Raw genomic sequence first — 23,067 nt, forward strand, 5'->3', positions numbered from 1 at the left:
AATAACCCCTTCCTACTTCGACATCGGCTCGCCGAATATCTCGTTCAGCATATCCGTGGTTTCGTCGGTCACCGGGTCAGGTAGGCCGACCGTGTAATGGGAGCCGTTCTTTCCGGTCTTGATCACCGTAAATCCGGCGTCGAGCAGCTCCTGCACCGTGGTGACACGGTAGTCGCCACTCGCTTTAAACCCGGAAGGCAGTCCGCTCGACACCGAGATACCGAACGGGAAGTTGGCACCCGCCTCGGACGCGCCGTCCGCGGTAGCAGCAGCAGCGGCAGCGTTTTCCTGCAGCGCATCCGTCGTCTCCGGCCCGCTGCGGAATCGGTACAGCGTCATCTCACCGGGGGGCGCCGCCCCGTTCTTGCACTTGGCGTTGTGGACGAGCACATAAACGGACCCGGCCTCGACGTAGTACGTGTGCAACTGGGCAACGGTGAGGTTGAAACGATCGGCGGACCCGGGCGTGGCATGAACCGAAACCACGGTTACCTGACCGGGCGACGACGCCTCCAGGCTTTCACCGGCCTGGAGTTGGCCGGCGTCGACCCACAGGTGCTCCGTCGGGTCCCAGAACGGGTGCTCCGTTGTGGTCTTCAGAGCTGCCACCCTGCCGTGCGCATCGCGGGTTTCCACCGTGAGGAGATTGCTGTCGTCATGGATGAGAACGGCCTGGACCGTTCGACTTCCCTGCGGCTTTCCTGTCGTCGGGTCGGCGGACTTCACCCGGTCACCGACCTCGATGGAGGCGATCGGCTTGGATTTCCCGTCCGCCATGAGAACTCTGGTGTCCGGGGAGAAACTATTCATGCACTCGCCGGCGGTTATCTCGAACGTCTGCCCTGCTACAGACAGCCGCCCGACGGGCGTGAGGGCGATGCCGTGAGACTGCCCGTTGCAACCGCCGGTGAACCCGCATGTCCCGAACAGCAGCGTTGAATCGCCAGCTCCCGGTGAACCGGTTTCCATCCCCGCCGTTCTGAAGTGCTGATTCTGAAGGATGGCCTTGATCGTGCTGTCACAAAGGCCCGCATTCGAGTCGCATATGCCGTTCCAGATATCGGCATCGTCGAGAGGAGTGAGGTTCCGCGGGCCTCCTTCCAGCCAGCCGAAGTCCTTCTTGTACTGGATGGTCCAGAGCTTCTGGAGGTGAGCCACCAGGCCGGATCCGTCGTCCTGCACGAAGACGGTGGGGCTGATCCGCACGTAGACAGGGGGTGCTGCAGCAGCTTTCGCTGCTGCAGCGATCTCCGCCAACTGGTGTTCCAGGGCCTGAGCAGAGCCGGCACCGATGCCGTCCTCGTAGTACATCAGGCCTGCTGGATCGCTACCTGTCACAGGATCGTTGCCGGAGTAGTCGTAGCCCGACAGCTGGGTGGGGCCTGTGGTCTCCAGGATGGGGTCAGCGGAGATGAATCGGCCGTCGGCGGGGTCGTATTCGCGGGCCCCGAGGTTCTCCAGATTCGTGGCGGGGTCGGTTGTGCCGCCGACGTATCCGTCGTCGCCCGGCCATGTTGTGGGGGCAGTACCGCGAGTCTGGCCGAACGGCGTGTACTGGCGGCGGGTGGTTGCCTGTGTGGTCGAGTCGATGGCGAGTGTGTCTGTGCCCTGGCGGTTGGGGATCAGGTACTGAACGTCACCGGTGTTGGAGCGCTCCGCGATGACGGTGCCATTGGCGGTGTAGTAGCGGGTGGCGGTCAGGGCGCTGCCGGTCAAGGTCTCGACGATCTGTGTGTCGCCGAGGAACAAGGTGGCATTGCCCGGATCGGTCCGCAGGATCAGGTTGCCGCTGGTGGCGTACAGGTACGTCGTGCTGCCGGAAGCGGTGGTGTCGGAGGCGAGCTTTCCTTGGTCGTTCCAGACCATGCTCTGCTCACCGGCGGCACCGCCGCTGATGCTGCTGGTGTTCCCGGCGGCGTCGTAGGTGTAGTTGGCAGTGTCGGCACTGGCTGCCGGGCCGGTCGCGGTGGTGCTGGTCAGGGTGTGCGGCTGGTCCGTGGAGGACCCGCCAGCGGGGTAGTTGTAGGTGGTGGTGGTGTCGTTGGCGGTGTTGCCGCTGGTGTCGTAGTCGGTTTGAGTGGAGCGCTGTCCGTCGGCCGTGTAGGTCCACGACTGCCAGTACGGACTCGGACCGCCGACAGTGCTGCTGCTGCCCACAGCCGGGGTGGCGGCGCAGTTGTCGGTGGCGGTCCACGCCTGGCTCAGCTGCTGCTGGGCGGTGTAGGTGAAGCACTGGGTGTCGGTGACTCCACCGCCGTTCTGGCTATCGGTGGTGGAGGTCAGCAGCCCGGCGCCCTTGGAGACCGCATTGTTGCCGTAGGTGTAGGTGGTGTTGTCGACCACGGTCTTGCTGGTGGAGTCCGTGGTCTGGGCACCGGTGACGGCGTTGGTCTGAGGGTCGTAGGCGAGCGTCAGGTCGACCCAGTTGGTGGAGGGGCCCATGGTGTACTGGGCGACATGGCCGAACTCGTCGTAGCCGATCGCGGAGGCGTAGTCCCAAGAAGCTCCGCCGGTACCGGTCACACTCGTCTGCTGGCCGTAGTTGTCGTAGCCGTAGTCGATGTTTTCCGACGGCAGGCCGCCGGCGGCCGGGTCTTGCTGCGTGATCAGATTCCCGACGCTGTTGTACTCGTAACTGGTGGTGTAGCCGCCGGTCGGCGCTAGCGCTGCCTCATTGGTGGGAAGGTTCGCCAGCGTGATCTTGGTGGCAGCCGGCTCGGCGAAGCTGTCGTAGCCCAGCACCGCGCTGGTCTCGGAAGGGCTAGTCGTGCCCTTCTGGTAGGAGATCGTAGAGGTGGGGTAGCCCTTCTTCAGGGTGTCGTAGGTCCAGGCACCGATCTCGTCGCTGGTGCTCTGGCCGGCTCCGCCGGTCGTGTCGTAGGCGGCGGTCCTGCGACCGTCCAGGTCGTAGGTGTAGCTGGTCTGACCGCCGTCGCCGTTGGTGCTCGACAGGAGTTGTCCGGCGTTGTCATAGGTACTGCTGGTGCTACCCGTATCAGGGTCAGTAGCGGTGGTCTGCTGACCGAGGAGGTTGTAGCTCCAGGTCCAGGTGTTTCCCGCAGCGTCCGTCTCCCCGGCCTGCTGCCCGGCCGGAGTGTACGTGTAGTGAGTGTCGGAGTAATCGGACGCCGGGTCATTGACCGGGTCTGCCGGAACGCCCGCGTGGTACTGGTAGAGGTCGGTGGTGTGTCCTCGGGCGTCGGTGATCACCGTCTGAACCGTGCCCCCGGCCGGGGGAACGGTCGTGGTGAAGTTGCCGCCGTAGATGTAGGTGGTCTGCCAGGTCTGGGTGCCGAGTCCGTAAGCGGTGGCAGCGGTCTTTCGTCCGGCACCGTCGTAGCTGTAACCGGTCTCGGACGGTACCTGTCCATCCTGCGCCTGCACGAGCGTGGAGGTAGGGGCACCGGTGGTGTAGTACGGCGCGGTGGTCTTCGCGACCTGTCCCAACGTGTTGTAGACCGAGTCGGTCACATCCCGGCCACCGTCCTCGGTGGACGTCTGCGTCTCCCTCTGGCGCAGCATCGCGTCATACAGGGTTTCCGCGACCCGGTACGTGGTGCCGTCGTTGTTCAGTGCCGAGGTGGTGACCACGGATGGGGCGGAGTTGGAGACCGTGTAGCTGTACTTGCTGAGCGCAGCGGTGATGCCGGGCTTGAAGACCGCGGTCGTGCGACCGAGCGCGTCGTACTGGGCGGACGTGACGTAGCCGCCGGCGTCCGTGGTGGACGTGAGCAGACCGCGAAGCGGGTCGAAGTTGGAGACGGTGTCGTGTGCGAGCGGGTCCACCGTCGTGATGCTGGTGGGCGCGGCGCCAGTCGCAGGCGTGTAGGAGATGGTGGTCTTCCGCGCGTCCGGATCGGTGGTGGACGTCGGTCGGCCGTACTCGTCCCGAGTGGCGATCGTCGCCATGGTGGTCCAGGTCGGCGTGCTCCCCGTGTAGGCGGTCACGTCCTGGGTCATGGTGGCGTCGCCCACGGTGGGCGCAGCGCCGAATGTGCTGGAGCCGTCGTAGTACGTGCGGGTGTCTGAGACCGCGTCGGCCGGGAGGGTCGGCGTGGTCGGGCAGTTGACGGAGACGGTCTGGGTCTCGTCAGGGGTGTCGAGGATCCAGGCGCTGGTGTTGTCGTCGTACGTGGTGGTGGTGCACAGGTCGTCGGCCGAGGTGGAGACGTCGCCCAGGTCGTTGGTCTTGGTAACGCGACCATAGGAGTCGTGGGTGTAGTCCGTCTCGGTCTCACGCGTGGCACCGGACGCGAGCGGCGTGTAGACCTTGGTGTCGGCGGTGCCGGTGTGGAAGGCCTGCTGCGCCGGAAGCCCGGACACCGTGGTGGTGTGACTGGCCGTCGCGGCCGAGGTCCACGGGTCGTTGACGGTGTCGGTGACGACCTTGCCGCTGCCCGAGCCGTCGTAGACGACCGTCTCGTAGGGCATGCCCGCGTACTGGTTCGAGTCGGTGACGGCAGGGTCGCCGCGCGTGTCGGTGACGGTGACCGAGCGCTTGGCCCCGTTGGGAAGCGTGTCGCCGTCCATGCCACGGAAGTAGTAGCTGTCGGTCTCGGTGACCGGGTCAGGGCTGGTACCGGTCGTGACCTTCATGCCCTGGAAACCGCGCCACTGGTCCCACGTCCGGTTGTTGGACGGGGTGAGCGGGTTGTCGTCGTAATGCCACGCCGGGTTGCCGATCGGGGTGTACGTGGTGGCGATCGTGTCGTTGACGCCGCCACCGGTCGGGTCCTGCTCCGTCACACCCGTGACGATGTACTTGTTGAACCAGTCCTCGACCGGGCTCTGCTGCCCGGTCGGCGTCCAGTAGTCCGGATAGCACAGAGTGGTGTTCTGACTCGGGTCGCTCGGCGTCGACGTCCCGCACGCCGGCGCGGAGTAGCCAACGCTGATCACCTCACCGGATTCGGTGGTGATCGTGTTCAGACGGTAACGCGTGATCGGCGGGTAGCCATCGGAGAGGTTCACCCGGTTCGCCAGCGGCGTGCCCGAGAATGTCACCGGCGGCATCGGAATCGATGATGTCGAACCACCGGCGCTGGTGTCCTGCCCTGTGCGAATGATCGACGAGAGCCACAACGAGGGCGTCGTCGAATCCCCCGTCGCCGGGAATGAGTACGTCATCGCCCACGAGTCGACGTTCGTCTCCGTCGTCCCCACCAAGGCCTGCGTCTGGATGCCAGTCAGCTCGTTCTCCGACCAGAACGTCGGAGACTGGACTGAGCACGAGGCACCGCTGGCGCAGTACTGGTCATAGGGAACGTCCGGCCAGCTGGAGGCCGTTGAGGTTGTCAGTGTCGAAGTCGCGCAGCCGGTGGAGGAGGTGTTGCACCGGCCGTTGTAGGTGAACAGCACCTGCCCGGCAGGGCTGGTGCTGTACACCGATCCATCGCGCTGACCGTACTCGATCTTCGACAGGGAGACGTCGCGAGTGTAAGGAGTGGTCGCGGTTTTGCCCAGGTCAGCGGCGTAGTAGGCGGTGTCCGGAGTGTAGAAGTAGGACATCGTGTCGCCACGGGCGTCCTTGACGTAGTCGAGCATCCACCGGTAGGCCTCCTGGCACCAGGAGTTGGCGAACGTCGCGTTGTAGCAGCCCTGCCCGGACGCGGTCGAGTAGACCGGTTCGGTCAGCACCGAGTCAGTGGTCGCATCCCCGGCGGCCCAGCCCGGCAACTTGTTCAGGCCGAAGGTGTACTGGGTGCCGTCGGCAGTGGTGACCTGCCAGTACTCACCGTTCTGTGCACCGTTGGAGGCACCGGTCAGGTAGCTGACCTTCTCGTTGGTGTCGTTCTCCGGGTGGTAGACACCGGTGGTGTCGTCCTTGACCAGGGTGGTGGTCTGCCCGTTGAGCGACAGGGTCAGCTGATTGTCCGAGGACCAGCAGTTGTCCCAGGTCTGGGTGGCGCCCGCCGGGTTCTGGTGGCAGGACTGGTAGGAGCGCTCAACGAAGCCCTCGGCCATGGAGAACCCGTCACCCACCACTGAGGCCTGGTTGTTGGTCGACGAGGTCAGCCCGTCCAGCGACTGCGAGTCGTAGTCCAGGGACAGCTTCGGCCCGAGCCCGCCGGGGACGCTGGGGGTGCTGATGGGGTAGGACCAGGTGAACGCATCGGAGCTGCCACCAGCCTGCCAGGAACCTGACGGCTTGAGCGAGGTGGCGGTGAAATCGCCGCCGCCCCCGCCTGAGGAGGAGTCCGCTGCAAGAACCACCATCGGCGCAGCAACCGCCGCCCCCGCCATGGTCGCGGCCGCGTGCACCCCGGTAGACGGGGGCTTGACGCCCGCCGCAGCGGGGGGCAGGGCGATGTTCGCCGAAACCTGCTGGCTTTTCACCGCGTCGGTGCTGGCCAGCGGCGTCTGGATGCGACACGCCGGGAGTTGGGGAGTGGTCACGGCGCAGGCCGGCAGTTCGACCAGCCGCAGCCGTGAGGCCCAGTCCCCACCGAAGGCATCGGCGAAGCTACCGTAACCCAGGGTGACATGTGAGGCATGACGCTTGGTCGCGCGGAGGGTGAGCAGGACGCCGTTGATGCCGGCCGCGCGTGCCGCGGACTGGGGCAGTACCGACACCGTGTCGGTCGCACCCACTGTGCTGCTAAGCCAGACCGGGAGGGTGCCGGCCCGGTGGGCAGCCGTGTTGCCTGAGTTCACACGCGCGGAGTCAGTGTGGGCGCCCGAGGCGGAGGCGGCCTGGGCGGGAAAGCTCACCGAAGCGGTTCCGGTCGGCCAGGCGGGCCGGGGGATCTGCTGGCTCGCCAGTCTGCGCGCCGGGTGGTAGTGCGTTGCTACGGCGGTGACGGGTACGGGCTTCGTGTGGGGAAGCCCGGGTATGGGTCTTGCCTGGGCGAACGCGGGTGCCGTGAGCACGCTCGCACCTAGGACTGTGACGATGACGGCGGCGACGGGTTTGAGTCCCGCCCTCCAGCCGCCTGTGGCTGCTGCGCGTATGCGGCCTGGTGGTCTCACGTGTTTCTCGCTCCGCACTGTGATGGTTTGATCATGGGGCCGCATGAAGCTACCCCGCGCCCTTCACTGCGCAGTCATGAGCCGAACACTCCTTACCGTCTTCATGATTTGGACACATCAGTACATGTTCTGACCGGCCATGACATTCCTTCTCCGCTACGGAACATGGTCATCTAGCGCCTGTCTTGAGCATCCCTTTAAGTTCGGTGCAGCCGGCTTCGACCGGGGAACCTCAGAGAGAGCAAGGGAATGTTGAGACAGCGCACCAAGGTGGCGCGTCGCCGGAGCCATGCGGCTCTGGTCGCGTTGGTCACGTTGGGGGTGAGCGCGGCGGGTCTGGTTCCCGCGCACGCGTCAACTCCCAGTAATTCCAAGACACGCGAGTCGAGTGGTTCGACCCAGCCGGTGGCGGCAGGGAAGCCTTCGGACAAGGGCCTGACGCCGCTTCCGAGCGGTTTTGGTCTGACGGCGGCGGACCAGGTGCACATGAGCCAGGCCGCCGCTCAGGCCCGGCGCACAGGGACGGCGGTGACGGTCGATTCGCTGACGACGCCTACTACGGCTGTCCTGGCGGAGCCTTCGGGGAAGTTCCTGCTGTCGGCGAACCCCCTGCCAGTCCGTGTCGCACGCGACGGCGGCTTTGTCCCGGTGGACTTGAAGCTGACGCGGCGAAGTGACGGGATGTGGGCTCCTGGTGCGACGGCTTACGGGTCGGTCGAGTTCTCCAGTGGTGGTTCCGGTCCGCTGGCGGTGACGCGCTCGGGCGGTACCTCGCTCTCGTTGACGTGGCCAACGGCGCTTCCCTCGCCGGTGATCAAGGGGGCCACGGCAACCTACCCGTCGGTACTCCCCGGCGTCGACCTGGAGGTTTCCGCCACGCCGGACGGCGGTCTGAGCGATGTTCTAGTCATCCACTCCGCGAAGGCCGCGGCGAACCCCGCGCTAAAGGGGCTCCGTCTGGGCACGGTCGTGCACGGCGGCCGCCTCTCCTCCGCGGCCGACGGCGGACTGCAGCTGACCAACACCGCGGGGCAGGTGATCGCCGACGGGGCGACTCCGATGCAGTGGGACTCCAACATGGTTCTTCCTGCCTCCCGCACACCGCGTGGCGCCAAGGTCGCGGCTGACCCGTCCACGGCCGGGCAGCCAGGACTGGCCGCTCGTATGGCGCGCGTGGGAACCCGGGTGTCTTCGGGTTCGGTGACGCTGATACCGGACGCGGGCATGCTGGCGAGCCAGTCGACGGTGTGGCCGGTCTATGCGGACCCGTCGGTGAACTGGCACCCGGTCAGCTACGGGTCGCCAATGTTCGACGAGGTCAAGCAGGGCTGCTCCGGTGACTCGTTCACCAACAGCACCAGCAGTCTGGCGGACAACGGCTACCTGGGAGTCGGGTACAACGGCTGGCCGGAGGGCGCATGCAACACCGGTGACGAGCATGCCGTCTACCAGTGGAACCTGTCCAAGACGATCTGGGGCGCGGACATCAACAGCGCCGAGGTCGACACCCTGGACTACTACTCGGCCTCGTGCTCGGCGTCGGCGACGGTGAACCTGCACTGGTCCAAGGGCATGGGCTCGGGCACGGACTGGAGCAACCGCCCCGGCTACAACAGCTACTCGACCTCGGCGAATGTCGGCCCGTCCTACAACCCGCAATACTGCCCGAACCAGAGCCAGCCTTCCGCGGGCTTCAACGTGCTCCCTGCGATCCGCAGTGAGGCGGCGGCGCACGCGTCCACGTTCACGGTGACGCTGAGTGAGGACTCGGATGAGTCCTCGTGGAACGACCTGGGGTTCAAGCGGTTCACGCACAACCCGACGCTGCAGATCTTCTTCAACAACCCGCCGAACCCGCCGACCGCGAACACCATGTCGGCTGTGGCAGGCGCGGATGACGCCGCGTGCTCGACCACAGCTCCGGGTCCGTACATGGGCAAGACCATCGCCTCGACGCCGCCGTCGCTCAAGGCGAAGGTGACCGATCCGAACGGCGACAAGCTGCAGGCCACCTTCCAGTACTGGGTCAACGGCTCCTCCACCAGGTACACCGCCACCAGCGCGGACAACCTGGCCTCCGGCACGTACGCGAGCGTCTCCCTGCCGTCGAGCTTCGTGTCCTCGCTGACCAACGGTCAGACGGTGGACTGGCAGGTGATGATCACCGACGGAATGGACCCGACGACGTACGCGCAGTCGCCGACCTGCCACTTCACGGCCGAGCCCACTGCGCCGGACGACCCGACGGTGTCTTCGGTCAACAACACCTTCCCTAACACCGACCAGAACGACGGCGTCGTCGGCGCTGCGGCCGGCACTGCCGGGCAGTTTTCGGTGGCCGGAAACGGCACCACCGCCACCAAGTTCATTTACAGCCTTGACCAGTTGCCGGCCACCAGCAACCCGCCGGCCAGCGAGACCGTGACGGCGTCGAGCAACGCAGCCACTGTCACGGTCACGCCGCCGTCCCCGGGCCCGCACACCCTGTACGTGTACTCGGTGGACGCGGCAGGTGATGTCTCCGGTGACACCGCCTACCCGTTCCTGGCCGCCGGTCACGCCGCGAGCACCTGCACCAGCCTCTCGGCCTGTTACGACAACACCGCCATCACCCCGGACAGCAACATGTCGCTGGGTGGCGCGGACGGCGTGCACAGCTTCTCCGCAACGGACCTGACCAACGCCGGCTGGGGCAGCGGCGACAAGATCACCGTCGACGGCGCCACCTTCGCCCTGCCCGCCTACGGCAGTGGCCAGAAGGACAACGTGCTGGCCGCCAACCAGACCGTCACCTTCTCCGGCAGCGGCAACGCCCTGGTCTTCCTGGCCACCACCACCAACGCCACCATGTCCGACCCCGGTGCCATCTCCGGTGACGCGACCGCCCCCTACGTGCCCGCGGGCACCGGCGTGTCCGGCTCGTACTGCTTCACCGGCACCACCCCGGACGGTGTGTGCGCGGCAACGGGCACCGTCAACTACAGCAACGGCACCAGCACCCCGTTCACGCTGACCGTGCCGGACTGGATCGGCGGTCCGCAGTCCCTGTCGGCGGTTTCCCTGCCGCACTGGAACGACCCGTCGGGCCAGCTGACCCAGGGCGCAGGCCTGGGCCCGAAGATCTTCCCCTTTGCGGTGCCGGTCACCCAGGGCCTGACCATCTCCTCGGTCACCCTTCCGGATGTCGGCCAGGCCGTGGCGGGCGGCGAGAACGCGCTGCACATCTTCGGCATGGCCACCCGCAACACCACCGCAGGCACTCCGGAGTCCAACGGCACCTACGCCGCGGCGTCTTCGGGTCAGTCCTGGACCGGCGCGTGGGGCAACCCGAACGAGGGCAACTACAACCTCAACAACGGCAGCTACAGCAACCAGACCATCCGCATCGCGCTGCAGCCGTCCGTGTCCGGCTCGACTGTCCGCATCAAGCTGGACAACGGCCTGGGCACCAGCGCCCTGGACATCGGCCACGCCACCATCGCGCTCAGCTCGACCCCGAATGCGATCGGGGCCGTGCCGTCGGGGACTCCGACGACGCTGACCTTCAGCGGGAGCCAGAGCTACTGGATACCCCAGGGCGGCATGATCTACAGCGACCCGCTCAACTTCAACGTGACCGCGGGCCAGTACCTGCTGGTGTCCTACCAGCTCGTCAACTCCGTGCCGTACCTGGTGCAGCACTCCTACAGCAACGGCTCGTTCGAGTACATCACCAGCGTCGGCTCCGGGGACCTGACCACCAGCACCAGCGCCACGCCGTTCACCACGAACGCCGCGTCGTACGGCAGCTTCACCGACCTGGTGACCGGCCTGGACGTGCAGGGCAGCAACGTGCCCACCGAAGCGGTCCTCGGCGACAACCTCACCGACCCGTTCCAGCCCGGCACCACGCTGCCCAACTCCAACGGTTACCGCGTCTCCGACGCCCTCTCCTCCGCGATGCCCAGTACCGCGCAGCCGTTCGGCGTGCTGGCCGAGGGCATCGAGTCCAACCAGCTGATGAAGGACTATCCGGAGACCTACAACGGCACCACCATCGGCGGCCCGGCCGCGCTGTCGCGGATCGACCGCGACATCCTGGACCAGCCCGGCATCAACACCGTCGTCATCAGCGAGGGCCTGGAAGACCTCCTCGCCGGCGACACCAACAACGACCTCGAGGCCAACGGCTACACCGCCCTGGTCCAGCAGCTCCAGAACTGGGGCATCAACGTGGTGCTGACCTCGCTGACTCCGTGCGACGGGTTCACCGGCGACGGCGCCACCCCGAACGACCCCTGCACCCTGTCCACCGTCGACGCCAACCGCATGGACGTCAACGCGTTCCTCGGCGGCATGAACCTCGGCACTCCGTGGAGTTCCCCGGCGGTGTACTTCGCCGACTACGACGCGGCCGTCGCGGTCCCCGACCCGAACAACGCCGGGGTGGAGAAGCTCGCCTCCGGCGCCGACGGCGGCGACCACGTCAACCTCTCGCTGGCAGGCTACGGCGCACTCGGCAACACGATCCTGTCCCCCCAGGACACCTGGCAACTGAACGACGGCAACACCAGCAACACGGTCACCGTCGCCCAGGACACAGCAGACACCGACGGCGTCAACCAGGTCCTGACGCCGAACGCCATCAACAACCCCAACACCGGCAACAACCCGCTCAACCTCAGCGGCACCGGCGCCACCTGGACCAGCGACGCCACCCGCGGCGAAGTCCTGACCCTCGACGGCACCGCCGGCGACGCCACCACCAGCAACACCGGCGTCATCAACACCACCGCCAGCTACACCGTTTCCGTGTGGGTGAAACTGCCGTCCCTGCCCAACCACAACGTCACCATCGTCTCGGAGAACGGGACCAACGACAGCCCCTTCTACCTGCAGTACAACTACAACGGCGGAACACCCGGGTGGGGCATGAACACAACCACCTCCGACATCACTGGCCCGGCCTTCGCCGACGCCTTCGCCGCAGGGGCGACCGCCAACACCTGGACACACCTGGTCGGCGTGTACAACAACGCGACCAAGACGGCGCAGTTGTACGTCAACGGCCACCTCGCTGCCACCAAGGCTGGAGTCACCGCCTGGGCGGCGAGCGGCCCCCTGCTCGTCGGCGCCGCGCAGTACGACGCGACCATGACCGACTTCGTCCCCGGATCGGTCAGCGACGTCCAGGACTTCAACTACGCCCTGACGCCGAACCAGGTCACCGCCCTGTACCAGCAGATCCAGTAGCCATCACACCGTGACCACTGTGGTGCGGCCCGGCACGACGCCGGGCCGCACCACCCGTTCCAGCCCAGAGCAGAAAGGGCCTACTCTCATGTCCGGTTCCACTGGCCGTCACGCCAAGCCGCGCGCCTCCACCACCGCGCGTGCCGCGGCCACCACCGCGCTCGGCGCCGCGGCCGCCGCCTCCGCGCTGGGTTCGGCGACCGCCGCCCAGGCCGCCACCCCGGCGGGCACCACGCCGGTGTCCAGTTACACCGTCGTCTCCGGTGACACCCTCTCGGGGATCGCGTACAAGGACCACGTCCCTGGCGGCTACCAGGCCATCGCCAGCCTCAACCACATCGCCTCGCCGTACGTGCTCCACACCGGCGAGAAGCTCGTCCTGCCGGCCGGCTCCTACGTCGCCAACTCGGCCACACAATCTGCAGCCTCTCCGTTCCCCGTGCCGGTGAACGTGGGCAAGGCCACTCAGGTCATCACGGTCAAGGCCCGCAGCGGCTCCTACGCCACCGTGCAGCTGTGGCAGAAGACCGGCACGACCTGGAAGAGCATCTACACCACCATCTACGCCCGCGTCGGCGCCAACGGCATCACCAACGGCGCGACCCGCGTCCAGGGCACCGACACCACCCCCACCGGCACCTACACCATCACCCAGGGCTTCGGCGTTGGCGTCAACCCGGGCACGAAGATGCCCTACCACCAGGTCACGACGCACGACTGGTGGGTCGAGGACCCCACCTCCGCCTACTACAACCAGATGCGCACCGACACCCAGGGCGGCTTCCACCTCACCGAGCAAGGCGCGGACGGCAGCGAACACCTCATCAACTACCCCACCCAGTACCACAACGCCCTGGTCATCAACTTCAACATGGACCCCGCCGTCCACACGCGCGGCGCCGGCATCTTCCTCCACGACCTCGGCCCCGAGGCCGGACCCACCGCCGGCTGCGTCGCCGTCCCCGCCACGACGATGAACGACATCATGCACTGGATCGACCCCGCCCAGAACCCCGTCATCGCCATTGGCTGACACCCCCCGACGCCAGGGGCAGCGCCGCCGCGTGCTGCCCCTGAGCCAACGTGCCAAGGGAAGCAGCGCCGCGGCACCAGATGACAACTGACGCCCCGTACAACGGAGAACAGGAACACGTGAACACCCACCGGCCACACCGCCGAACCGTCCGGCTCACGCGGCACGGGAGCGCCCCGGACCAGGCGCGGCTCTGGTGCTCCGCGGCCGCGCTCGCTGGCGCGGTCGTCCTCTCCGTCCTCACCGGCCAACCCGCCCCGGCTACCGCGGCGGCCGCGACCCCCGCGTCCATGCGCCCCACCACGGCCACCGGCGGCAGCCTCCCCTTGCACTCCGCGCTTCCGCCGTCCCCGACTGCTGCCCCAGGCGCGGCGACAACCGCCTCGACAGCGGTGGCCGGCGCGGCCGGAGGCGCGACTGTCGCGGATGGCTCGCGGATTCCGCTGATCGTCTGGGACGCCTATCGGTCTGCCCAGCATTCCGTCGCTGCCAGTGATCCGGGCTGCCGCATGGAGTGGACCGTGCTCGCCGGCATCGGGCAGGTCGAATCCGGGCAGGCCGACAACGGGAACGTCACCGCGGACGGCACTACGAGGACCGCGATCCTCGGACCGCTGTTGGACGGAACGGGCGGTAACGCCGCGATCCCCGCCCCCGGGGGAGGCTGGGTCCGCGCGGTCGGCCCCATGCAGTTCCTGCCTTCCACCTGGGCTGTCTGGGGCGCGGACGGCAACGGCGACGGCATCGCCGATCCGAACAACATCTATGACGCTGCCCTCGCCGCCGGCCGCTACCTGTGCGCGGGCGGCCGGGATCTGGCGATAGCAGCGGACCTGGACGCGGCGATCCTGTCCTACAACGACTCCGCCAACTACCTGGCCACCGTCACCGCCTGGATCACCTACTACGCACACGCCTCGCAATCCGGCCAGCCGGCGGTGAGCGCGCCCGCGACCACCGCGCCGAGCGCGAGGCCGACCGGCACAGCGACCGCGGCGCCGTCGCGAACTCCCCAGTCCCCTGTCGCTCCGCGCCCCACCCGGACCTCCAGTCCCACTCCCGCCCCCACCGGCACGGCATCCGGCACCCCCACTGGCGCACCCACCGGGACGCCCACCGGCGCTCCTTCTCCGAGCGGCTCCGCGTCCGCGTGTCCGAGCCCCACCGGCTCCGGGCCCGTTCCCACCGGTACGAGCCCACTGTCGCCGACCCCTACCGCCAGCACCCCCAGCCCGAGCGCGCCGTCCGGCACCAGCACCCCCACAGCCACCGGCTCGCCGACGCAGACGCCGACTCCGGTCCCATGTGCTGGAACGTCGTCGCCCGCGCCAACCAGTAGCGCCGGCACCACCCCGCTGCCCGGGGCGCCATCCCCGTCCGGCACGCCCTGACTGCCCCGACCCTTCTCATTCCGGCCAGGTATCGTGCCGCAGCCGCGCACACTTCTTCGTTTTCATCACTGACTTTGCCCCCTGAGGAACCCTCCGTGCCCGCCCACAAAGCCACCCGCCGCTCCAGCCGATCCGCCAAGCGCTCCCGTGCCCGCCGAGGGCCCCGGGGTGCCTGGGCGATAACCAGCGCGCTCGTCCTCGCCGGTGCGGCGGGACTTTGGTCCTTCCACTCCCGGGCGCAGGCGCACCCTGCCCCGGCCGTCACGGCGGCAGCCGCAGCGACCGTGGCTGCGGGTTCCCCGTCCCCCGCCCCAGTGCGGGTCACCCTCGCACAGGACCGCTACACCGTCCCGGGCCGTCTGGACCTCGACCTGCCCGACTCCGGGCAGGCGGCGATCGCCGTCCAGGGCCTTGGCACCCTCGGCAGCAGCGGACCGACCGGTACCGCGCAGCCGATCGCGTCGGTCACCAAGACAATGACCGCCTACCTTGTCCTGAAGGACCACCCCCTCGCCGTCGGCCAGGACGGCCCGCTGCTCACGGTCACCGACGACGAGGCCGGGCAACTGCCCGAGGAGGAGGCCCTGCACCAGTCCCTGGTCCCCGTCCATGCGGGCGAGCAGTTCACCGAACGCCAGGCCCTGCAGGCGCTGATGCTCGCCTCCGCCGACAACATGGCGCAGATCCTGGCCGAGTGGGACGCCGGCACCGAGAGCGTGTTCGTCGCGAGGATGAACCAGACCGCCGCCGCGCTCGGGATGACCCACACCCACTTTTCCCAGCCGTCGGGCTACCTGGGCACCTCCACCTCCACCGCCCCGGACCTGGTCAAGCTCGGCGAAGCCGCCAGCAGCGATCCGTTCTTCGCCGACCTGGTCGACCAGTCCACTGCCACGATCTCTGGCGGCGCGATCACGAACTACAACACGCTGCTGGGCACCGACGGCGTCGACGGCATCAAGACCGGCTCCACCTACTGGGCCGGCGGCTGCCTGCTGTTCTCCGCCCACACCACCGTCGACGGACACCCAGCCGATCTGGTCGGCGCGATCCTGGGCCAGCCCGGCAGCATCACCACCATGCTCCCTAACGCCTTCGCCGCCACCCAGGACCTGATCACCTCCACCGACAACGCCCTGGAGCGGGCCACCGTCCTCACCCCCGGGCAGACCGTCGCCTGGCGCACCACCCCCACCGGGATCCGGCAGCCCCTGCACCCCGCCCACCCGGTCACCCTCACCGCCTGGCCCGGCCTCACCTTGCACTTCCATCTCACCGGCGCCCCCGACCAGCCCGTGCTGCAGGTCCAGACCCCCGCCGGCGCGACCGACACCACCGTCGCCCTCACCACCAGCGCGTCGTGATCCCCGTGGAAGGCGCGAGCGACATCGCGGCTGCCACGGCGGCGGCCGGACCGTCCAGGCCCCGGAAGCCGGTCACCGCGGAAGTGGCGGCGCTGCTCGTGCAGGCCGTGCCGGCGTGGGCGCTGCCAGGCTCCAGGGTGCTGGCCCCGCACCTGGCCCGCGCGGATCTGGGCTGCTGCCCGCCCGCCGTCACCTCCGCGTTCGGCGCCATGCCCGGCACCACGTGGCCACGGCTGCACTGGCCCGCCGACCCGGCCCGGCACCCCGAATCCGCCGCAGCCCTGAACCTGTGCACCCCGCTCCTGGCCCGTCTGCCCTTCCTGGACCCGGGCCTCGACCACCCGCGCGGCCAGGCCCTGCTCGACCTGCTACTGTCCCAGCCCTTGGCCGAACAGCTGCCGCTCACGCGCCCGGCCGCCGGCTTCCTCACCACTCCACGTGGGGCCCAAGAGTGGCTGCGCGCAGATCTCGGAACCCTTCTGGCCCGGCGGATCCTGCACGCCCGACTGACCCACGTGCTGGAACTGTGCTTCGTGGTCAACCTGGTCTTGAACGTCCTCGCGGACCTGGAGACACCCTCCCGCAACGGATGGGTAGCAGCCCTCCAGGTCATCAGCGGCCCACCACCGGGGGCGCGGCGGCGCCCCGCCCGCACGGCGCGGCACCCGTTACGGGGCCCACGCGCGACGAAGGAAACCGCTGGCAGGCTGCCGGTACCGCCAGCCGTAGTACCACTGCCCGGCCCCGCCCCGGAGTGGGCGCACCGTGTGCGGGTCGACGACGCCCGGATCGCGGACCTGCTCCCGGCCAGCGCCGCGGTGCTGCCCGCGGGCACGGTGTTCGCCGCCGCCTACCACGACCCGCTCGCCGCCGTGGTCCTGGCCGGCTCGCTGGACGCCGTCCAAGCCCGCCTCGCACACCTGGACGCGGGAGCGGCACGCCCCGACCCTCGCACGGCACCGTGAGCCAGTCCACCTGTACGCCTGCACCCCCGGGCCGACCAGGCCGAGGGCCGCTTAGAACAGGCTCCGCACGGTCCCCGGGGGGCGCTCCCGTACCGCCCTGCCCTGACAAGGAGTGAGTTCTTGTGAAAGAGCTGCGTGACCACCAACGGCAGGCCGTGAGGGTAGTCATGGCCCACTTGGCAGAGGGTGGCCGGGGCCAGGTCGCGATGGCGTGCGGGAGCGGGAAGACGCTCGTCGCCGTCCGGTCAGCGACCGCGCTGCTCCCGCAAGGGGGCACGGTGCTGGTGCTGGTTCCCTCGCTCGGTCTGCTCGCGCAAACGGTGCGGGCCTGGCGCGCGGATGCGGGAGTTCCGCTCCAGGTGCTGGCGGTGTGCTCGGACCAGGCTGCCGAGCGCGGCCCGGACGATGCCGGCAGCCTTGAGGAGCTGACCGGGGAACTGGGCTTGGAGGCCACCACCGATCCGGTGCGGATCACCGCGTTCCTGTCCTCGCGTCCACCGGCACCGGCGGCCGCGGGGCTGCGGGTGCTCTTCGGTACCTACCACTCCAGCGGCAGGATCGCGCAGGCCTTCGCCGACTGCCGCCCAGCGGGGCCGGCGCTGGCGCCGTTGGACCTGGTGGTGTTCGACGAGGCGCACCGGTGCGCCGGTGACCCGGGTGCGCCGTTCGCGGTCGCCCTGCACCAAGAGCGGGTCCCGGCGGTGCGGCGGTTGTTCCTGACCGCGACGCCGAAGGTCCACGCCGGCACCGGTGAGGAGGCGGGGCTGGTCGGGATGGACAACGAGGGTGTGTTCGGCCCCAGACTGTTCACGCTCTCGTTCGGGCAGGCCATCGCCGCCGGGCTGCTGCAGGACTACCGTCTCGTCGTGGTCGGCGTGACCGACGCGGACGTGCACAAGCTGGTGCTGGACAACCCCGATCTCGACCTCGGCCGCTCCGGGACGGCCAGGTTGCCGGCCGCGACGGCCGCGGCGCAGATCGCGCTCGCGGGGGCGGCGCTGGAGTTCGGCCTGAGCCGGGTACTGGCGTTCCACAACCGTGTCGGGGACTCCCGTACCTTCGCGCGGACCCTGGCTGGCACGGTGGCCGCGCTGCCGGCGCAGCGGCGCCCCGCCGCCCACTTGTCGTCGACGCATCTGGACGGGGCGATGGGCCGCGCCCGCCGTGAAGAGACGCTGGCCCAACTGGACACCACCCCTGACGCGCAGTGGACGGTGGTGAGCAACGTGCGGGTGCTCGCGGAGGGGATCGACGTGCCCGCGCTGGACGCGGTCGCGTTCGTCGCCCCGCGCGGCTCCCAGATCGACATCACCCAAGCCGTCGGCCGGGCGCTGCGGACCAGCCCCGGACGCTCCACGCCGTCGGTGATCCTGCTGCCGGTCTACCTCGCGGACGGAGAGAGCGGCGAGGCGGTGCTAGAGGACTCCGCGTTCCGGCACGTGTGGCAGACGGTCCGCGCGCTGCGCGACCACGACGACCGCCTCGACGCCGCCCTTGGCCGGGCGCGCCGCGAGCTCGGCGAAGGCACCGGCGAGCCACGGCCGGTGCTGCCCGACCTGATCGCGCTGCGGTTCCCCGCCCAGGCCACGCAGGCGTTCCTCAACTCGTTCACCACCCGCGTGATCGAGCACGGCTCGGACTCCTACGACTACGGTATCGGCGCCCTTACCGCCTACGTCGCCGAGCACGGGCACGCGAGCCCGCCCGCCGACTACCGCACCGAGGGCGGCTACCAACTTGGCTCCTGGGTTGGCCGGATCCGCACCGCCCGCCGACAGGGCCTCCTGCGCCCGGACCGGGCACGCGAGGTCGAGGCGCTGCCCGGCTGGCAGTGGGACCCGGAGCAGGCCCGCTGGGAGCGAGGCTTCGCAGCCCTTGAAAGGTTCGTCGCCGAACACGGCCACGCCCGGCCGCAGCAGCGGCACCGCAACAGCGACGGCTACCTGGTCGGCCGCTGGACAGAGAAGCAGCGCGCCTACCACGCCAGCGGCCACCCGTGCCTGACGGTGCAGAGGGTACAGCGGCTTTCCGCGCTGCCGGGCTGGGACTGGCAGCCCAGCCAGTCGCGCGGCTGGCCGGTCGGCCTTCGGGCGCTTCGCGCACACGCCGCCCATCACGGCACCGTCGCCGGCATCACCCCCAGCCAACTCGCGCCAGACGGCTACCCGGTCGGGCGCTGGCTGCACTCCTGCCGCACCCGGTACCGCCGCGGCCACCTCACCTCGGCCCAGGTCGCCGAACTGGAGGCCCTGCCCGGCTGGCGCTGGAACGCCCACCAGGACCTGTGGCCGGTCGCGCTCGCCGCGCTGCGCGCCTTTAACCAGGAGCACGGCGCAACACCGATCCCGCACGACTGCGTCACCTCGGACGGCTTCGACCTCGGCTCCTGGGCGGTCCGCGCCCGGCAACGGTTCGTCGACGGCCGCCTCCCCCTCGCCAAGGCCGCCGAACTGGCTGCCCACCCCGCCTGGAGCTGGAGCCTTCCCGCCGGGAAACGCTGGCAGCAACTCCTGGACCAGACCCGCGCCTACACCACCCGCCACGGCCACTGCCGAATCCCGGTTACCCACACCACCGACAGCGGATACCTGCTCGGGCGCAACATCACCGCCGTGCGCAGCCGCCACCACGCCAGGACACTCCCCGCCCGCCACACCCGAGAACTCGACGAAGTCCCCGGCTGGGACTGGGACATAGCCGTCGACTACGACGATGACGGCTGGCAGCACGGCTACACGGCCCTCCAGCAGCACGCCGCCGAGCACGGTTCGGCCGCAGTCGGCGCAGACCACCGCGCCGCCGACGGGTTCGCGTTGGGCCTGTGGGCCGCCGCGCAGTTGCGCGAGCACCGCACCGGACGCCTCGCCCCCGCCCGTACCGCGGCCCTTGAAGCGCTGCCCGGCTGGGACTGGAGCTACGGCACCCGCTCCTGGCACGCCCGCCGCAAACACGAAGCCCGCGCCCGCGAGCTCGGCTACCCGGACCTGGCCACCCTCCTCACCCGAAACCAGCACCTGACCCACCGGCAGATCGCGATCCAGGTCGGCATCTCCGACGCCACCGTCGCGAAATGGCGCACCGCACTCCGCGCCGACATCGACGCCGATGTCGAGGCAGGTTCCCGGTAGCAGCCAGGCGTCGGCGCCCCCGCGGTCGCCTCCGGAACGGGACAGGCGACGCCCGAGCACGACGGCCGCGGACCTTCCGCCGGGTCGTCTACGGTCAGCGGGGGATGACGCCCGCGCGATGCGGGTGGGCGGCATGCAGGTACTTCATCGCGGTGCTTGCGGATATCCCGAACACGCGCATCAGCCGGACCGGGTCGGCGCTGTGGCGGGCCTCGTCCAGGATCCGGTCCGCGCGCAGCTTGGAGAGGTTCACCCCCAGGCGTGCGAATTCGGTGTTGACCGTGCCTGCGGCCATCGGGACGGCGGTGGTGGCGGTCTGCTGGGACACCAGCAGGTACGGACTCGCGGTACGCGGCCAGCGGGCATGGCGGTAGCGAAGCCACGCGTCCAGGAGTTGCAGGGTGACCGGGTCCAGGCGCACACGGTGCGGACCACTGCGGCGGTGCACGGTCAGCCCCGCACCGGGCAGGTCGAGGTCGGTCAGGCGGAGCCGGTTCAGCTCGGTACCACCCAGGGCGTGGAGCGCGACGAGCGCGAGCGCTGGCGGCCATCTCTCGGGGCCCGCCGGTTCCGGCGTCGTCATGCCGTCGCCTCCGGTTGAGAGGCTGCCAGGCTGCGGGCTGCGTTGATGACCGACCGTGCGACGGAGGCCTCGATCACCGCGCGGTGCGGCCCACCGAGGCTGATCCCGCTCGTGTAGGAGAACTCGCTCATCACCTGGGTGATCGCCAGTTCCACAATCTGCGGCGTGACCGCTGCGGTCGCCGCGACCTCATCCAGCGTGTAGTAGACGGGGGCACACCAATGCCCGGCAGGAGTGCTCAAGACAGCCCCTTGTAGTCGCAGGACCCCACGCCCGACGGGGGCGTGGCGTGGGGGGTTGCGCCCGCCGCGGCCGTCAAGTCGGCGGGCGGGCGAATCATGAGCATGCTCCAGGCAGCTGATGGAATGCCATGTTCTTACACCGATTTACACGTCCAACCGGGGGAGCCCCCGGGAGTGATGGCCGCCGTGCTGAGGTCAGCGGCGAGTCAGCACGTGATCCGGGTGGTCCAGCCACAGGACATGTCCGCCGCCCGAGTGAGTCGATGACAGTGCCCACCATGCGGCGGCGGGTGCAGTTCAATGCCCCCCGTCGGCCTCCAGCGGGGCCTTTCTGTCTGGCTACGTCAGCGAGTCGAGGACGTCCCGGATCAAGTACTTTGCCTCGTCACCGTACGCGGCCAGTTCCGTAAGCGACTGGAAGATGCGCTCGTAGACGGCGATGTCCTCGGGCTCCAGAACCTTGGTGTGCTCGATCGGGTTCTCCAGCAGGACCTGTGCGCTGTCAAGGATGTAGAAGGTGTCCTGCGGCCAAAGGTTCGGACCGTAGTTGAAGTCCCGCATCACGCCGATGGTCACGGAGGGCCAGTCCATCGCAGTGAGAACGTGGAGCAGTTGCCCAGCGAGTACCGCTGGATCACCGCCGATGACATGCCGGATGGCTGGCTGGGACAGCACGATGTCGAGCGTGTGCTCTCCATCGTGCAGCAGCTCCTCGCGCTTGCGGCGTTCGGCCACCGCGATGTCGACCCCCTCAGTGGTCTGGCCCTTGGCGCGCCGGATCGAGCTGAGCATCGCTCGCGCGTACTCGGGCGTCTGAAGAAAGCCCGGGATTCCGACGATGTCGAAGACGCGATACCTCGTCGCAGTCTTGTAGTTCACGAGCACGTTCCGCTGATGCTCAGCCAGGAAGGCCGCGAAATCCGGCGTGATGTCCGCGTAGCGCTGGTGAAAGTTCGCCATGTGTACGAAGATCCCGCTCGTGGGGGAACGACGGCAAGGGGCTTACATCGGTTTACACGCCCTCTTCGGACACCAGGGCAGCGCGCGCTCGGGAGATCAGCTCACGGGCCTTGTCGCCGTACACCGCTTGACGTGCGTACGAGGCGAAAGCCCGCTCGTAGAGACGTACTTCTGCCGGGTCGGTGATGACGATTTCAGCAGAGACGGTCTCCTGGACGACCCGCGTGGAGTCGAAGAGGTAGAACGACTCGTGCGGAGACGCGTCGCCGTCGAAGGGTCGGGCGAAGCTCATGATACCGAGAGTGACTTGAGGCAGGCAGCTGGCCTCTGAAAGCGCGTCGAGCTGCTCTCGCATCACCTCGGGGCCTCCGATCTGGCGCCACAGCAGACCCTCGTCGAGTACGAACAGGAACCGCCGGCGAGGGTCGTGCAGGAGTTCCTGGCGGATCATGCGTCCGCTGATGCTGGCTTCGCTGGTGGCGTCGGGCCAGTTGCGAAAGCGGCCGACGATGGAGAACAGCGCCGTCACGTAGGCGCGGGTCTGGAGGAAGCCCGGGATGATCGCGATGCAGTAGGCGCGGTAGTGGCGCATGCCGTCGTAGCTCGCAAGCGTCTTGCGCTGGAGCTCCGCCAAGCCGCGGGCCGTCCGGTACAGCTGGTAGAGGTCCTCGGCTGCTTGGGACATCGTCAGCAGGTCTTCGGCCTGGTCCGGGCGGTCGGTCGCGGTACACCAAGCAATGATGTCTGTGCGGCTGGCGGCTTGCTTGCCGTGCTCGATGCGGCTGGTCTTAGCGATCGACCAGCCGCAGCGTTCGGACAGATGCGCGTTGGAGAGCCCGGCCTCGTCTCGGAGAGAACGGAGGCGCTTCCCGAGAAGGGCGCGGGCGTCATTCTGGCTTGAGCTAGCGCTGGGCATCGGTCAGATGAGCTGGTAGTCCCCGTGATCGGTAGCCCGTTCCCAGAGCTGCTCGAACGCGGTCAGCGTCTGCTGCACAAGCGCGGGTTCCTGCCGCATTTCTGGGCCGATCCAGGCGCCGATTCCAGAGAACTGGTGAAAGCGCACCAAGTCGTTGTCGAAGACCCACAGATCGTTCCCCGGCAGCAGCGAGCAATGCTCAAGACCTGTGGATCGGTTCCGGGACGGCACGCGGAAGGCGTACCTTCCCGAATGATCCGTAAGGTCTCCGAGTAGGCCCGCGT

At 68.6% G+C, this 23,067-nt stretch carries 12 protein-coding genes; 6 read left to right on the forward strand and 6 right to left on the reverse strand.

What is annotated here, in order from left to right; all coding sequences use genetic code 11:
• Window positions 1-12 precede the first annotated feature (12 nt).
• Window positions 13-6,654 carry a polymorphic toxin-type HINT domain-containing protein gene (locus ABH928_RS10055; protein WP_370064385.1) on the reverse strand — a complete coding sequence of 2,214 codons (6,642 nt, stop codon included), beginning with the start codon at window positions 6,652-6,654 and terminating at the stop codon, window positions 13-15.
• Window positions 6,655-7,749: 1,095 nt separating this feature from the next.
• Here ABH928_RS10055 and ABH928_RS10060 point away from each other — a divergent pair.
• The 6 genes from ABH928_RS10060 (at window position 7,750) to ABH928_RS10085 (ending at window position 20,082) form a co-directional block, all read left to right on the forward strand.
• Complete coding sequence (locus ABH928_RS10060) at window positions 7,750-12,201, forward strand: LamG-like jellyroll fold domain-containing protein (RefSeq protein ID WP_370064387.1); 4,452 nt, start codon at window positions 7,750-7,752, stop codon at window positions 12,199-12,201.
• 88 nt (window positions 12,202-12,289) lie between these two features.
• Complete coding sequence (locus tag ABH928_RS10065) at window positions 12,290-13,234, forward strand: L,D-transpeptidase family protein (RefSeq protein ID WP_370064389.1); 945 nt, start codon at window positions 12,290-12,292, stop codon at window positions 13,232-13,234.
• A 119-nt stretch (window positions 13,235-13,353) separates the two neighbouring features.
• Entirely contained in the window at window positions 13,354-14,625 is a 1,272-nt protein-coding gene (locus ABH928_RS10070; RefSeq protein ID WP_370064391.1) for a lytic murein transglycosylase, read from the forward strand.
• 95 nt (window positions 14,626-14,720) lie between these two features.
• Window positions 14,721-15,989, forward strand: a complete 1,269-nt coding sequence (locus tag ABH928_RS10075) for a D-alanyl-D-alanine carboxypeptidase family protein (RefSeq protein ID WP_370064393.1) — start codon at window positions 14,721-14,723, stop codon at window positions 15,987-15,989.
• Window positions 15,986-16,954 (forward strand): hypothetical protein, encoded by a 969-nt coding sequence (locus ABH928_RS10080; protein WP_370064395.1) that lies wholly within the window; start codon window positions 15,986-15,988, stop codon window positions 16,952-16,954. Before ABH928_RS10075 ends, ABH928_RS10080 begins: the two co-directional genes overlap by 4 nt.
• Before the next feature lie 122 nt (window positions 16,955-17,076).
• Window positions 17,077-20,082 (forward strand): Helicase associated domain protein, encoded by a 3,006-nt coding sequence (locus tag ABH928_RS10085; protein ID WP_370064397.1) that lies wholly within the window; start codon window positions 17,077-17,079, stop codon window positions 20,080-20,082.
• Between the two features lie 94 nt (window positions 20,083-20,176).
• Here the strand turns inward: ABH928_RS10085 and ABH928_RS10090 are convergent, their stop codons facing one another.
• The 5 genes from ABH928_RS10090 to ABH928_RS10110 all read right to left on the reverse strand — a co-directional run.
• Entirely contained in the window at window positions 20,177-20,665 is a 489-nt protein-coding gene (locus tag ABH928_RS10090; protein ID WP_370064399.1) for a hypothetical protein, read from the reverse strand.
• Window positions 20,662-20,907 (reverse strand): hypothetical protein, encoded by a 246-nt coding sequence (locus tag ABH928_RS10095; protein WP_370064401.1) that lies wholly within the window; start codon window positions 20,905-20,907, stop codon window positions 20,662-20,664. The genes ABH928_RS10090 and ABH928_RS10095 overlap by 4 nt, the downstream gene beginning before the upstream one ends.
• A 339-nt stretch (window positions 20,908-21,246) precedes the next feature.
• Window positions 21,247-21,867 carry a DUF5753 domain-containing protein gene (locus ABH928_RS10100; RefSeq protein WP_370064403.1) on the reverse strand — a complete coding sequence of 207 codons (621 nt, stop codon included), beginning with the start codon at window positions 21,865-21,867 and terminating at the stop codon, window positions 21,247-21,249.
• A gap of 52 nt (window positions 21,868-21,919) precedes the next feature.
• On the reverse strand, window positions 21,920-22,783 hold the full coding sequence (locus ABH928_RS10105; RefSeq protein WP_370064405.1) for a helix-turn-helix domain-containing protein: 864 nt from the start codon (window positions 22,781-22,783) through the stop codon (window positions 21,920-21,922).
• 3 nt (window positions 22,784-22,786) lie between these two features.
• Window positions 22,787-23,067: DUF6879 family protein (locus ABH928_RS10110; protein ID WP_370064407.1), on the reverse strand; the 281-nt coding region annotated here is incomplete at its 5' end.

The organism is Streptacidiphilus sp. MAP5-3 (assembly GCF_041262505.1).
Lineage (GTDB): Bacteria > Actinomycetota > Actinomycetes > Streptomycetales > Streptomycetaceae > Streptacidiphilus.